The 12,279-nt window shown below is 54.7% G+C and carries 7 protein-coding genes and 3 pseudogenes; 3 read left to right on the top strand and 7 right to left on the bottom strand.

What is annotated here, in order from left to right; all coding sequences use genetic code 11:
- Positions 1–276 precede the first annotated feature (276 nt).
- The 3 genes from EJL04_RS14050 to EJL04_RS14040 all read right to left on the bottom strand — a co-directional run bounded on the left by EJL04_RS14050 (position 277) and on the right by EJL04_RS14040 (position 3,937).
- Complete coding sequence (locus EJL04_RS14050) at positions 277–2,205, bottom strand: DNA topoisomerase IV subunit B (RefSeq protein ID WP_021855768.1); 1,929 nt, start codon at positions 2,203–2,205, stop codon at positions 277–279.
- A gap of 82 nt (positions 2,206–2,287) precedes the next feature.
- The gene (locus tag EJL04_RS14045) at positions 2,288–2,656 is read right to left on the bottom strand and encodes a four helix bundle protein (RefSeq protein WP_053397825.1); all 369 of its coding nucleotides are present in this window, start codon (positions 2,654–2,656) and stop codon (positions 2,288–2,290) included.
- Positions 2,657–2,788: 132 nt separating this feature from the next.
- Entirely contained in the window at positions 2,789–3,937 is a 1,149-nt protein-coding gene (locus EJL04_RS14040; RefSeq protein WP_053397824.1) for a hypothetical protein, read from the bottom strand.
- A 569-nt stretch (positions 3,938–4,506) separates the two neighbouring features.
- On the opposite strand from EJL04_RS14040, the gene EJL04_RS14035 reads away from it, so the two are divergent.
- The 3 genes from EJL04_RS14035 to EJL04_RS14025 all read left to right on the top strand — a co-directional run bounded on the left by EJL04_RS14035 (position 4,507) and on the right by EJL04_RS14025 (position 6,928).
- On the top strand, positions 4,507–5,034 hold the full coding sequence (locus EJL04_RS14035) for a nitroreductase (protein WP_125105447.1): 528 nt from the start codon (positions 4,507–4,509) through the stop codon (positions 5,032–5,034).
- 20 nt (positions 5,035–5,054) lie between these two features.
- The gene (locus EJL04_RS14030; RefSeq protein WP_125105446.1) at positions 5,055–6,065 is read left to right on the top strand and encodes a uroporphyrinogen decarboxylase family protein; all 1,011 of its coding nucleotides are present in this window, start codon (positions 5,055–5,057) and stop codon (positions 6,063–6,065) included.
- A 176-nt stretch (positions 6,066–6,241) separates the two neighbouring features.
- Entirely contained in the window at positions 6,242–6,928 is a 687-nt protein-coding gene (locus EJL04_RS14025) for a vitamin B12 dependent-methionine synthase activation domain-containing protein (RefSeq protein ID WP_021855763.1), read from the top strand.
- A gap of 284 nt (positions 6,929–7,212) precedes the next feature.
- Here the strand turns inward: EJL04_RS14025 and EJL04_RS14020 are convergent, their stop codons facing one another.
- The 4 genes and pseudogenes from EJL04_RS14020 to EJL04_RS16765 form a co-directional block, all read right to left on the bottom strand.
- On the bottom strand, positions 7,213–8,817 hold the full coding sequence (locus EJL04_RS14020) for a sodium:solute symporter (protein ID WP_125105445.1): 1,605 nt from the start codon (positions 8,815–8,817) through the stop codon (positions 7,213–7,215).
- A 248-nt stretch (positions 8,818–9,065) separates the two neighbouring features.
- A pseudogene (locus tag EJL04_RS16775) lies at positions 9,066–9,689 on the bottom strand (corrinoid protein); the annotation flags it as partial.
- A gap of 243 nt (positions 9,690–9,932) precedes the next feature.
- Positions 9,933–11,069: pseudogene (locus EJL04_RS16770) on the bottom strand (homocysteine S-methyltransferase family protein); the annotation flags it as partial.
- A pseudogene (locus tag EJL04_RS16765) lies at positions 11,049–12,101 on the bottom strand (corrinoid protein); the annotation flags it as partial. The pseudogenes EJL04_RS16765 and EJL04_RS16770, both read right to left, overlap by 21 nt.
- Positions 12,102–12,279: the final 178 nt, after the last annotated feature.

The following is a 12,279-nucleotide window of genomic DNA, read 5'->3' as shown; positions in this document are numbered from 1 at the left end:
ATGGGAGGAACGGATGTTGTGGGAGAGATGGGAGGAATGGGACTGATGATGCGCGGATGGATGACTCTTGCATTGTTTTTCATGCTTACTCTGCATTGTTTTCATGCTTATTCTGCATGGCTTTTGTGCTTACTTTGCATGGCTTTCATTCTTCTTCCGCATATCATTAATGCCCCTTCCACGTATCATATATACCCTTTCCGCATGCTCATTATGTTTCATCAGCATTGCCGTTGGGCTTATTCTGCGTCTCCTTTACGTTCCTTTTGCCCCTTGTCAGAATTTTTCTTCCTCTTCAGGACGGTCTTCCTCTATCACCAGGTTGTCTATGATGAAGTTCTGTCGCTCGGGCGTATTCTTGCCCATATAATACTCCAGAAGCTTCTGCACCTGGTCGGTCTTGTGCAGAGTAACCTGCTCGAGGCGCATGTCGGGGCCGATGAAGTTGACAAACTCGTCGGGACTTATCTCTCCAAGACCTTTGAATCGGGTTATCTCAGGGTCGGGACCAAGCTCCTCTATTGCCTTTACGCGCTCCTCGTCGCTGTAGCAATAGCGGGTGATGAAGTCGCCCTTCTTGCCTTTTACGTCCTCGAGCGCCTTCTTGTTGCGCACCTTCGTGCGGCGGTTTCTGACGCGGAATAGCGGCGTCTGAAGCACATATACGTGGCCCTTCTTGATGAGTTCGGGGAAGAACTGCAGGAAGAAGGTTATTATGAGCAGTCGGATGTGCATGCCGTCGACATCGGCATCGGTTGCAACAATCACCTTGTTGTAGCGCAGGGTGTCGAGTCCGTCCTCAATGTCGAGCGCAGCCTGAAGCAGATTAAACTCCTCGTTCTCGTACACCACCTTCTTTGTCAGTCCGAAAGAGTTGAGCGGCTTGCCCCTGAGAGAGAACACAGCCTGAGTGTTTACGTCGCGGCTCTTGGTGATAGAACCGCTCGCTGAGTCGCCCTCGGTGATGAATATGGAGCTTTCCTCCTTGCGGTTGTTCTTCACGTCGGAGAAGTGTATGCGGCAGTCGCGCAGCTTCCGGTTGTGCAGGTTGGCTTTCTTGGCGCGCTCGCGTGCCAGCTTTGTCACTCCTGCCATCTCCTTTCTTTCCTTCTCGCTGGCCTGAATTTTCTGTAGCATCACCTCTGCCACGTCAGAGTGTTTGTGCAGATAGTTGTCCACCTCGTTCTTGATGAAGTCGCCTACGTACTTGTTCACGCTGACGCCGTCGGGGCTCATGGTGAGCGATCCGAGCTTAATCTTGGTCTGACTCTCGAACATCGGCTCCTCAACATTGACGGCTATGGCAGCCACGAGGCCGTTGCGGATGTCGGTATATTCAAAGTTTTTGTTGAAAAACTCCTTTATCGTGCGGGCTATGTGCTCCTTGAACGCGCTCTGGTGAGTACCGCCCTGCGTGGTGTGCTGTCCGTTTACGAACGAGTGATACTCCTCGCCATACTGGTTGGTGTGTGTGAACGCTATCTCGATGTCTTCGCCCTTGAGGTGTATTATGGGGTAGATGCCGTCGTTGGTCATCGTGTCGTTGAGCAGGTCTTCAAGTCCGTTGCGGCTCAGAATCCTGCGTCCGTTGTACATGATGGTCAGTCCTGTGTTCAGGTAGGTGTAGTTGCGCAGCATCGTCTCCACGAAGTCGTGGTGGAAAGAGTAGTTCTTGAAGAGCGTGTCGTCGGGCACGAAGTATATGTATGTACCCGTCTCGTCCTGCGTCTCCTCGGTTGTGTCGCTCTTCAGCACGCCGCGTTCGAATGTCGCCGTGCGCACCGTTCCGTCGCGGTAAGACCTCACCTCGAACCTGGAGCTTAGCGCGTTGACGGCCTTGATGCCCACACCGTTGAGTCCGACGCTCTTCTTGAACGCCTTGGAGTCGTATTTACCTCCGGTGTTTAGCACGCTTACGGCCTCGATGAGCTTGCCCTGCGGTATGCCTCGTCCGTAGTCGCGCACCATCACGCTGAGGTTGTTGTCTATGTCGATCTCGATGCGCTTGCCGGCGTTCATCTTAAACTCGTCGATAGAGTTGTCGATAACCTCTTTGAGCAACACGTAGATGCCGTCCTCGGGCATGGATCCGTCGCCAAGTCGGCCGATGTACATTCCCGGTCGGGTGCGCACGTGCTCCATGTCAGACAGGTGCCTGATATTGTCGTCAGTATACTCGGTTGTAATTTTATTCTCTTCGCTCATAAAATTCCAAAATTAACAATTAAAAGTTAAAAATTAAACATCGCGGCTGAAACATAATGGCGGCGGAATGTGGCGTTGTCATCTATTTCTTGCTGTCTACACCCTTCAACGACCTCAATATTGAGACAAGAAGACTTATGATGTTCTTCAAGTCGGTGTTCATTGAGTAGTAAATCTTGTCTTCCAGTATGTCTGTCGAGTGGAGCAGCCACAGCCAATATTTGGTTTCAGACGCTTCTTTAAGCGCGATGCTCATCTTGCTTATAAAGTCGGCTTTGCTTTGTGCAAATTCAGCTTCATAAAGATTGGCACCTATACTGGTGCCGCAACGCAGCAGCTGGTCGGCAAGCGAGTATTCACGTTTGGTTTCCCTTATGAACCTGCTGCACTTAACAATGCGTATGGCGAACTTTTCCGCCTTTTCTTTCACAATGTTATTGCCGTCAGCCATAATCAACGTTGTTTAATTATTACCACACTTCTGCCAGCTTAAGTTGATATGATCACCGCCTGCCATCCCCTTCGCTGTTTAATTTTTACTTTTTAATTTTTAATTATTTTCTGCCGTTTGCCGGCAGAAAATCTATATCCACTTCTTGTAGCAGCGTCTTCTCTTGTGGAGGATGGTCTCGAGATACTGCCACTGGCTCTGCACGTTCTCGTTGGTCTCCATCTCAACCTGGCTCTCGCCCCATTTGAATCCGTATGCCTGATAGCGCGGGATGAGGTCGTAGAACATAAGTGCGTTGGCACCCTTCATGCGGTATTCGGGCAGCACTCCGAGCAGCAGCAGGTCTACGCCCTCGGTCTTGTGAGCCTTCAGAGCCCTCAGCACGTGCCACCATCCGAAGGGCCAGAGCCTTCCGCGGCGGCACTTCTGCAGCGCCTTCGACAGCGACGGGATGGTGATGCCCACGGCCACGGGCTTGTTGCCGGCGCTGCGGTCCTCTACTACGGTGATGAGGCTGAGGTCGGCCAGTGGGAAGTACATCTTGATGTACTGGTCGATCTGCCTTTCAGACAGTTCCGAATATCCGTACAGGTCCTTGAAGCAGGTGTTTATCAGCTCAAACATCTTCTTGCCGTAGCCGCCCTCAAACACGTCCTTCTTGGTCAGTTTCCTGATGTGCAGGTCGTAGCGCTTCTGTATCATCTCGGCTATCTTGGTGTATTTCTCGGGCACCTTGTCGGGCACCATGAGCTTAAACTCCACATAGTCGTTGTCCTTCTCGAAGTCGCCCAGCTTCTCCATGTGCTCCGGATAGTACGGATAGTTGTATATGGTGGCCATAGTGCCCAGCTGGTCGAATCCCATTGTGAGCATGCCTTCGGGGTCGAGGTCGGTGAATCCGAGCGGACCTATCATCTCTTCCATGCCTTTCGACTTGCCGTATTTCTCTACGGCGTCGAACAGGGCCCTAGACACGTTGATGTCGTCGATGAAGTCTATCCATCCGAATCTGACGCACTTGCGCCCCCAGCGCTTGTTGGCGCGGTGGTTGATTATGGCTGCCACGCGGCCCACCATGCGCCCACGTCCGTCGAACGCCATGAAATACTCGGCCTCGGAGAACTCGAACGCTGCGTTCTTGTCCTTGCTCAGGGTGTTCAGGTCGTCGCTGAACAGTGTGGGAACGTCATACTCATTGTCCTTGTAGAGGTCATAGTGAAAGTCTATAAACCGCTCAAGGTCTTTCCTTGTTTCTACTTTTTTGATTTTAATAGTTGACATTTGTCTTACTTTATATTAGACAACTTAAACATGCAAAAATACGAGTTTTGCGCCATATAAAAAAATAAATAACGCTAAATCAGCCTTTTTAAGGCTTTTTGGACATTGTATGTAAGCTTTTTATGCACATCTGCCACATGGTCTGTGCCGCCTTCAGGCGGTGTCCTTGCTGCCTGTCTGTGGCCGTGCCGAGGCGCGCCCTGATGACGCCTGCCGTGCGCCTGTTTTCCGAAAGGTGCCCTTTCAGCCTCCAAAAGGCCACCTTTTGCACGCCGAAAGGCCGTCTTTTAGAGCCTGAAACATGGCCTTTTGCAACGCGCTGAATGTCAGTATGTTACAAAGGCGGATAAAACCGGCGTCTCATCGGGCCGCAATCAGCGCCGCGATGTCATTTTTTCGGGTCTCCGGCACGTTTTTCAATGTATCTTTAAGGCTTTTTATTCATTGCGCCTGAACATGCGGACGATAAATTTAGTATCTTTGCACATATCAATCATGCCGCGGCATAATGGCAGTCAGTCTGACGCTCCGCGGCATGTGAAAGACAAACTTTTTAACCAGTAAAGATTATGAACACAGTTATAGAAAACATGAAGACACGCCGCAGCGTGCGCGCCTTCGCCCCCGACCGGATGCCGGAGCGCAGCCTTATCGAGGCTGTGGCAGAGGCAGGAACCTACGCCCCAACGGGCCGCGGAGCGCAGTCGCCGCTCATCGTTGCCGTGACATCAAAGGCCGTTCGCGACCGCCTCTCTGAGCTCAACGCCGCCGTGATGGGCACCGAGGCCGACCCCTTCTACGGCGCTCCCGTGGTGCTCGTGGTGCTGGCCGACCGCACACGCCCCACTTATCTCTACGACGGATCGCTCGTAATGGGCAACCTTATGAACGCCGCACACGCCCTCGGACTGGGCAGCTGCTGGATTCACCGTGCCCGCGAGGTGTTCGACAGCGAGGAAGGCAAGGCCATGCTGCGCGCATGGGGCATTGAGGGCGACTATGAGGGCATAGGCCACTGCGTGCTGGGATACCCGCGCGAGGGTGCCGTCAGAGAGGCTGCGCCGCGCAAGGATGACTACGTAAGATTTGTTGAATAACACATAACGCACACACACAGATGAAGATAAACATGACCGAATGGGCCAAAGCCGTCATCGACAGCAACAAGGTGGTGGCTGTGCCCATAATGACACATCCCGGCATCGAGATGATAGGGCGACGCGTGATCGACGCCGTGAGCGACGGCGAGGTGCACTTCAACGCCGTCAGGGCGCTTGCCGGACGCTACGACACGGCTGCCGCCACAGTGATAATGGACCTCACCGTTGAGGCTGAAGCCTTCGGCGCCGACATCGCCTTCGAGCCCGACGAGGTGCCGGCCGTCAGGGGGCACATGCTCAACAGCGCCGACGACATAGCCCGTCTGCAGGTGCCGCCGCTCAGCGCAGGCCGCGTGCCGGCATATCTCAAGGCCAACCTGCTGGCCGCCCGTGCCATAACCGACCGCCCCGTGCTTGCCGGATGCATAGGGCCTTTCTCGCTTGCAGGCCGTCTCTACGACATGTCGGAGATTATGATTCTGATATATCAGAACCCCGAGGCTGCCGCCATGCTGCTCGAAAAGTGTACCGACTTCATCCTGAAATACTGCATCGCGCTGAAGAAGACGGGCGCCAACGGCGTTGTCATGGCCGAGCCTGCCGCCGGACTGATGTCTGACGACGACTGCATGCGCTTCTCTTCGGTTTACGTCAGGCGTATCGTCGAGGCCGTTCAGGACGACTATTTCACCGTAGTGCTACACAACTGCGGCAACACCGGGCAGTGCACCAATGCCATGACTACCACCGGAGCCGCCGCATATCACTTCGGCAACAAGTGCGACATGGAGCAGGTGTCGCGTCAGGTGCCGCCCACGGCTCTCACCATGGGCAACCTCGATCCCGTCAGTCTGTTCAAGTCTGCCACGCCCGACGAGATGCGCCGCGCCACCACAGACCTGCTGCGCAAGATGAGCAACTATCCAAACTTCGTGATATCAAGCGGATGCGACACTCCGCCGCACACTCCGTTTGCCAACATCGACGCCTTCTTTGAGGCCGTCGGCGAGTGGAACAGCAAGCTGTAAGCGCAGGTTCTGTCAGCTCTCCAGTGGCCTTGTGGCATGACGAAAAGTCATGGTCAGCCTCGATTCATATTGACAGGCCCCGCCCGACATACTTAACGACATAAGCCGCTGCACCCTCCTAGGGCCGCAGCGGCGTCATGCGGCGCAGCGTTGTGCCGCTTTTTAATCAGAATAAAATGCTAAAACAGGAAATAACTTTCGACGACCTCAATATCCTTCCGTCTGAAATCTACGAGCAGATGGGCTATGGCGACGCCGTGCCCGACGCTGCCGTGCAGGCCGAGACCTCTGCCGTCATGGAGCGTATAAAGGCCGTTCTGCGCCCGCGTTTCTGCTTCTTCATCACCCCCGGACAGCTCGATGCAGAGCAGCATGTGCTCACCGTAGGCTCAGTCAGCTTCAGCGTGGGGCGCATCATCAGCCGGCAGCTGCGCGGCTCGCAGGCTTTCGCCTTCTTCGTGGCCACCGCCGGCGAGGAGTTTGAGCAACTTCAGCACCGCCTGAAGGACGAAGACGACATGGTGAAGGTGTTTGTTGCCGACTCAATAGGCAGCGTCATAGCCGAGAAGGCGGCCGACTGCATGGAGCTTTCGCTGCAGAAAGCCATTGATGAGCGCGGCTGGCGCCACACCAACCGCTTCAGTCCGGGCTACTGCGGGTGGCATGTCTCTCAGCAGCAGATGCTCTTCCCTCTGTTCGGCGAGGAGCGTCCGTGCGGCGTAAGCCTTACCGACTCGAGCCTTATGGTGCCCATCAAGTCGGTCAGCGGCGTGATAGGCCTCGGTCCTTCGGTGCGCAAGCTCGAATATTCTTGCGGTCTCTGCGACTTCAAAGACTGCTACAAGCGCCGCCGCAAGAAGTAGTCTGCGGCATATTTAGCCTTATGCCGTGTATCGTCAAGTGTTGCGTTGCCTTTCATTATACGCCTTTCTGCCTTACATTATATGCCGTGTCGCTTTTCATTATGCGTTCAGTTGCCTTTTATAGTCTGGCATATCGTCTTTTATTATCGTGCGTATAATCCTTTAAAACGGGCCTTTCTGCCTTTTTATTGCGCGTCAGACATGGCTTGAAATATATAGAAAAGCGCGGCAAGTCCATATCGGGCTTGCCGCGCTTTTTGCTGTATCATAATTCAGTTTTGTTGTCAGTGTCCGTTGAAGAATATGTAGAGAGCCACCATAACCACGGCAAGCAGCGTCCATGCCACCATAACCGTGCGCTTTGGTCTTTCGCTCAGCTTCACTATCTCGGGGCTTACCGTTGCCTGCTTGTTGCATAGGCTGACGATAATCATGCTGATGATGAGGATTACGAAGATGTAGAACGACAGCATCATGAAGTGCACCTGCTCCGTGGCTCCCGGTATAACCCACAGGTAAAGGATGCCCGAGCCGATGCTGAAGATGGTTCCGAAGGTGAGCGTTACGTTGGCGGCGAGCGTCGTGCAGCGCTTCCAGAACACGCCCATGACGAACACTGCCGCCATAGGTGGAGCGATGAAGCTGAGCACCGACTGGAATACGTTGAAGAGGTTCATGCCCTTTATGTTGTCAACAGCCACGGTGATGACTATCGACACCAGTGCACCTATGACGGTTATTATGCGTCCTGTGCGCATTATTTCCTTCTGTGTGGCCTCCGGGCGGATGTTCTTCACGTATATGTCCATCGTGAACACCGTGCTCAGGGCGTTGAGCGCAGAGCCTATGGTGCTGATGAGCGCGGCGGTGAGAACGGCAAGCACGAGGCCAACCATGCCCACGGGGAAGAGGCTCGACACGAGAGTCATGTAGGCGTTGTCGGCCTCAATGGTCATATTTCCGAAGAAGCCGGTCTTCCAGAGGGCGAAGCATACGATGCCGGGGATGATGTATATGGCCACGTCGAGTATCTTCAGCCAGCCCGTAAAGTTAGCTCCCTTCTGTCCTTCGCTGAGGTCTTTGGCCGCCAGTACGGGCTGAACCATCGACTGGTCGGTACACCAGAACCACAGTCCGCTTATAGGATAGCCCAGCAGAATGGGCAGCCAGGGGAAGTCTTTGTCGCTGTTGGGCTGAAAGAGGTTCCAGTAATTAGACGGCACAATGTCGGGATTGGCCAGCACGGCGATGCCTCCTGTGAACGAGTCGCCGCCGAGGCGGTATATTCCTACGAAGGTCAGCGTGGCCGAAACGAGTATGAGCAGCACCATCTGATAAACGTTGGTGTAGGCCACGGCCTTCAGTCCGCCGAGCATTGTGAAGAAGGCGGAGATGCCGAGCAGCAGGAATGCCGACATCCACATGGGTATGCCGAACACCTGGCGTATGATTATGCCGCCCGCGAAGAGCGTCAGCGCGAGCCACGAGATGAGTATCGTGACGATGGTATACCACGCCAGCATGTTGCGTGTGGACTGTCCGAAGCGCAGGCCCATAAACTCGGGCAGGGTGGAAACCTTGCTGCCGAGATAGCGCGGGGCGAAGACAAAGGCCAGCAGGGCTATGAACACGAAGGCGTACCATGCGTAGTTGCCCGACACGACGCCCGTGGTGAAGCCGGCGCTTGCCGACGCTATGAGCATAGAGGGGCCTACGTTGGTGCCCCACATGGAGAATCCTATGTGGTGCCAGCGCAGAGAATGTTCGGCAAGAAACAGGCTGCTGCCCTTCTTGCGCTTGGTGCTTGCCCATATGCCGATGGCAAGCAGGATGACGAAGTATGCTATAAGTATGCCCCAGTCGAGGCCATGTAATGATTGTGAGTTCATGGATATGTTGTTTATTTGGTAGTTATAGTAGTTAAAGGAGTTATCGCGGGCTGTGCCCGCTCAGTAGTTAAAGTCATTAGCCTTGCAGCCGGTTGGCGGCTTTATGGGGGATGTATGACTTATGGAAGTAATGAGACCGATGCGCTGCAGATGATGTAATGACCGGCGTATTTAGCCTTGTTAATAACCGGCAGGGCATTTGGCTTTAACTCCTTTAACTACTCTAACTCCTTTAACTCCTTGAAATATTATTCTTTTCCCTTCACCAGCTCCCTTGCCACCTTCACTGCTTCGTTGGCATTGTCGCTGTATCCGTCGGCTCCTATCTCGTCGGCGAAGGCCTGGCTTACGGGCGCTCCGCCCACCATAATCTTCACCTTGTCGCGCAGTCCGGCGTCTTCCACGGCCTTGATTACATCCTTCATGTAGGTCATTGTCGTGGTAAGCAGGGCGCTCATGCACAGGATGTCGGCGTGGTTGTCCTTCAGAGCCTCTACAAACTTGTCGCTCGGCACGTCGATGCCGATGTTTATCACTTCAAAGCCGCTGCCCTCGAGCATCGATGCAACGAGGTTTTTGCCTATGTCGTGCAGGTCGCCCTTTACCGTTCCGATGACCACGCGGCCTATCGTAACGTCGGCCTTGCCTGCCATGAGCGGCTTGAGCAGCACGAGGGCGGCCTTCATGGCGCGTCCTGCCATGAGCAGCTGGGGCACAAAGGCCTTGCCGTCCTGGAAGCGCTGGCCCACCTCGCCCATGGCGCGTATCATCTGACTGTTGATGATGTCCTGCGGAGCCATGCCTGCGTCTACGGCTTTCTGCGTCGCTTCGGCTGCCTTGTCGGCGTTGCCTTGCAGTATGGCGTCGAATATCTCGTCGGCTGCCGACGGCTCGTTTGCTGCCTTCGGCGCGCAGCATTCACAGGGTTCGGCGGCATGGTCGTGCCCGTGGTTTTCTGAAAGGTCACCTTTCGCATTGTGAAAGGCCACCTTTTGCACGCTAAAAGACGGCATATTGGAGCCTAAAAGGCCACCTTTTGCAACGCCCTCATTATCAGCCTGTTGCGCAGGGTGGGGCGAAAGGGCAAGTCCTTCGGCGGGAACCACGGCTTCGGCAAGCTTTCTGATGTGCATGTCGGTTGTGCCGCAGCATCCTCCCACGATGTTGAGCACGTGCCACTCTATCAGCGGCCACAGCTCGCGCTGCAGCATCTCGGGCGTGTGGCTGTAGCGTCCCTCGGCGTCGGGCATGCCGGCGTTGGGGTAAAGGCTTATCATGTAGGGCGTAGTCTTGCCGAGATGTACGAGCATGTCGGCGGCAAGGCTTACGTCAGAACAGCAGTTTACGCCAACCGACATGATGTCGCTGCCGGCTACGGATGCGAGGAAATCCCCGATGCTCTGTCCCAGCATGTTGTGTCCGTCGGCAGTGGCTATGCTGAAGCTCAGCATCAGCGGCAGACGTTTGCCTGTCTTGCGCATTGCTCCGCGTGCCGCCTCTATGGCCGCCTGCGCGTTCTTTGTGTCGAATATCGTCTCTATCAGCAGGGCATCGACGCCGCCTTCAATCAGCGCCTCGGCCTGTTCGGTGTAGGCGTCGCGCAGAGTGTCGTAGCTGAAGGCATGCCAGCCCGGCTGCGTGGTGTCTGATGTTATTGAGCAAGTCTTGCTCGTCGGACCAATCGAACCTGCCACGAAGCGCGGCTTGTGCGGTGTCTTGGCTGTAAATTCGTCGGCTGCCTTGCGCGCTATGCGGCACGCCTCGAGGTTTATCTCGCGGCAGAAGCTCTCCAGATGATAGTCTGCCATGGATATGCGCTGCGCATTGAAGGTGTTTGTCTCGATGATGTCTGCTCCGGCTTCGAGGTACTTGCGGTGTATGTCCTCAATGACGTCGGGGCACGTAAGGCACAGAAGGTCGTTGCATCCCTTCACGTTCACGTCATGCCCTGCAAGCCTTTCGCCGCGGAAGTCGGCCTCGCCGAGGCGTCGGCTCTGTATCATCGTGCCCATGGCTCCGTCGATTACGAGTATGCGGTTGTGTCCTGCCGATACGATGGGGCAGCCGTCGAGCCAGTCGGCAGGAGCCTTTTCGTCCTTTCCTGTAAGCTCCTTGAATTCGCGTTCGGCGCTCTCTATTATGGCCTCCACCTCCTTGTCGGCGTCGCTCTTGCTGCTGTTTATGCGTATGGTGTTGTCCTCCTGCTGCGGCTTCTTGGCTTCGTCTTCCTGATATTCCTCAACGATGCGCATGGCTTTCTCCACCTCGTCCTCGTTGTGGAAGTCCATCTCTATATGCACTCCGTTGCCTCCTATGTTGTCGAGCAGCGGCCGCAGTTCGTCGAGCGTTACCCAGCATGCCATTATGCTCTTGCCTCCTGCCAGTATCTTCTTGTACAGGTCGTACCATTTTGGCGAGCCTCCCTGCGGCTCTCCCACGCCAGGCGTCCACTGTATGGCGTTGAGTTCCTCAATCTCGAGCAGCGCCGGCAGATGATGAAGAGCGCCAACTCCGTCCAAGTGGTACAGCGTGTAGTCAATCTTCTGGCACTGCTGGCGAATGAACGGCTGTACAAAGCGGCGGTAGTCGTCCACACTTATCATCGTTGATATGTCGCTTTGCAGCTTGCTCATCTTGCCCGGTGCCCACGAAGAGAAGTAGCAGAAGGCCATCTCGTCGCCTTCGCGCACTATGTCGTAAAGCTCGTCGAACACCTTGAAGTAGATGTCGTTTATCTGCTGCATCTGTCGTTCCAGCACCTCAGGCTGCGTAACCGTGTCCATCAGCACCTTGTCCGTGCCCTTCAGAGCCGCCAGAACGTCCATGCCTTCCATGAGGTCGGGCATGCCCACATAATAGTTGCCGTTGGCCTTCTTCTTGCATTCGGTCAGCAGTTGTTTGTGCAGCAGCCAGTTGGGATGCTCCGGATTAAACTTTATGTCGTCGGTGAAGTCAGGGTCGGGGTGTATCCATATCGTGTCCTCTCCGCCCTCGAACACGCCTCCCAGGATAGCGGCGAGCGAGCCGGGGCCAAGCTGCGTGTTTGCAACGGGCAGCATATCAGCCTTCAGACAGCTGTGAGCCACGTACCAGTCGAGATATTCCGCGCGCCATTTCGGGTCGAACCATTTCTGGTTGAGGTCCTTCGGGGCTGGCGGTGCAGGCACATCGGCATGCGGCTTGACGCCTTCCTGAAAGTGTTCCCACATGTTCAGCACAATGCCCTTGTGGTTCCACCATTGTATGTATCGCTGTTTTGTTTCTTCAAGATTCTTTTTCCACATGTTTAAAAAGTAGTTATAGTAGTTAAAGGAGTTATCGCCGGCTGTGCCGGCTAGGAGTTAAAGTCATTAGTCTTGTGGGTAAGTGACTTTATATTTTTATTTTATGGTTGATTGTCAGGTGGTTAGAGTGGTTAAAGAAGTCATCGCTTTGCGTTCTCGTTTATGGCAGAAGCTATAG

This window comes from Prevotella marseillensis, assembly GCF_900625065.1.
Taxonomy (GTDB): domain Bacteria; phylum Bacteroidota; class Bacteroidia; order Bacteroidales; family Bacteroidaceae; genus Prevotella; species Prevotella rara.
This window is presented reverse-complemented; position numbering and strand designations above follow the sequence as displayed.

Coding starts and splice junctions, on each gene's coding strand:
- EJL04_RS14030 (WP_125105446.1), top strand. CDS start 5,055: ATGAAGATAAACATGACCGAATGGGCCAAAGCCGTCATCGACAGCAAC.
- EJL04_RS14045 (WP_053397825.1), bottom strand. CDS start 2,656: ATGGCTGACGGCAATAACATTGTGAAAGAAAAGGCGGAAAAGTTCGCC.
- EJL04_RS14035 (WP_125105447.1), top strand. CDS start 4,507: ATGAACACAGTTATAGAAAACATGAAGACACGCCGCAGCGTGCGCGCC.
- EJL04_RS14025 (WP_021855763.1), top strand. CDS start 6,242: ATGCTAAAACAGGAAATAACTTTCGACGACCTCAATATCCTTCCGTCT.
- EJL04_RS14020 (WP_125105445.1), bottom strand. CDS start 8,817: ATGAACTCACAATCATTACATGGCCTCGACTGGGGCATACTTATAGCA.
- EJL04_RS14040 (WP_053397824.1), bottom strand. CDS start 3,937: ATGTCAACTATTAAAATCAAAAAAGTAGAAACAAGGAAAGACCTTGAG.
- EJL04_RS14050 (WP_021855768.1), bottom strand. CDS start 2,205: ATGAGCGAAGAGAATAAAATTACAACCGAGTATACTGACGACAATATC.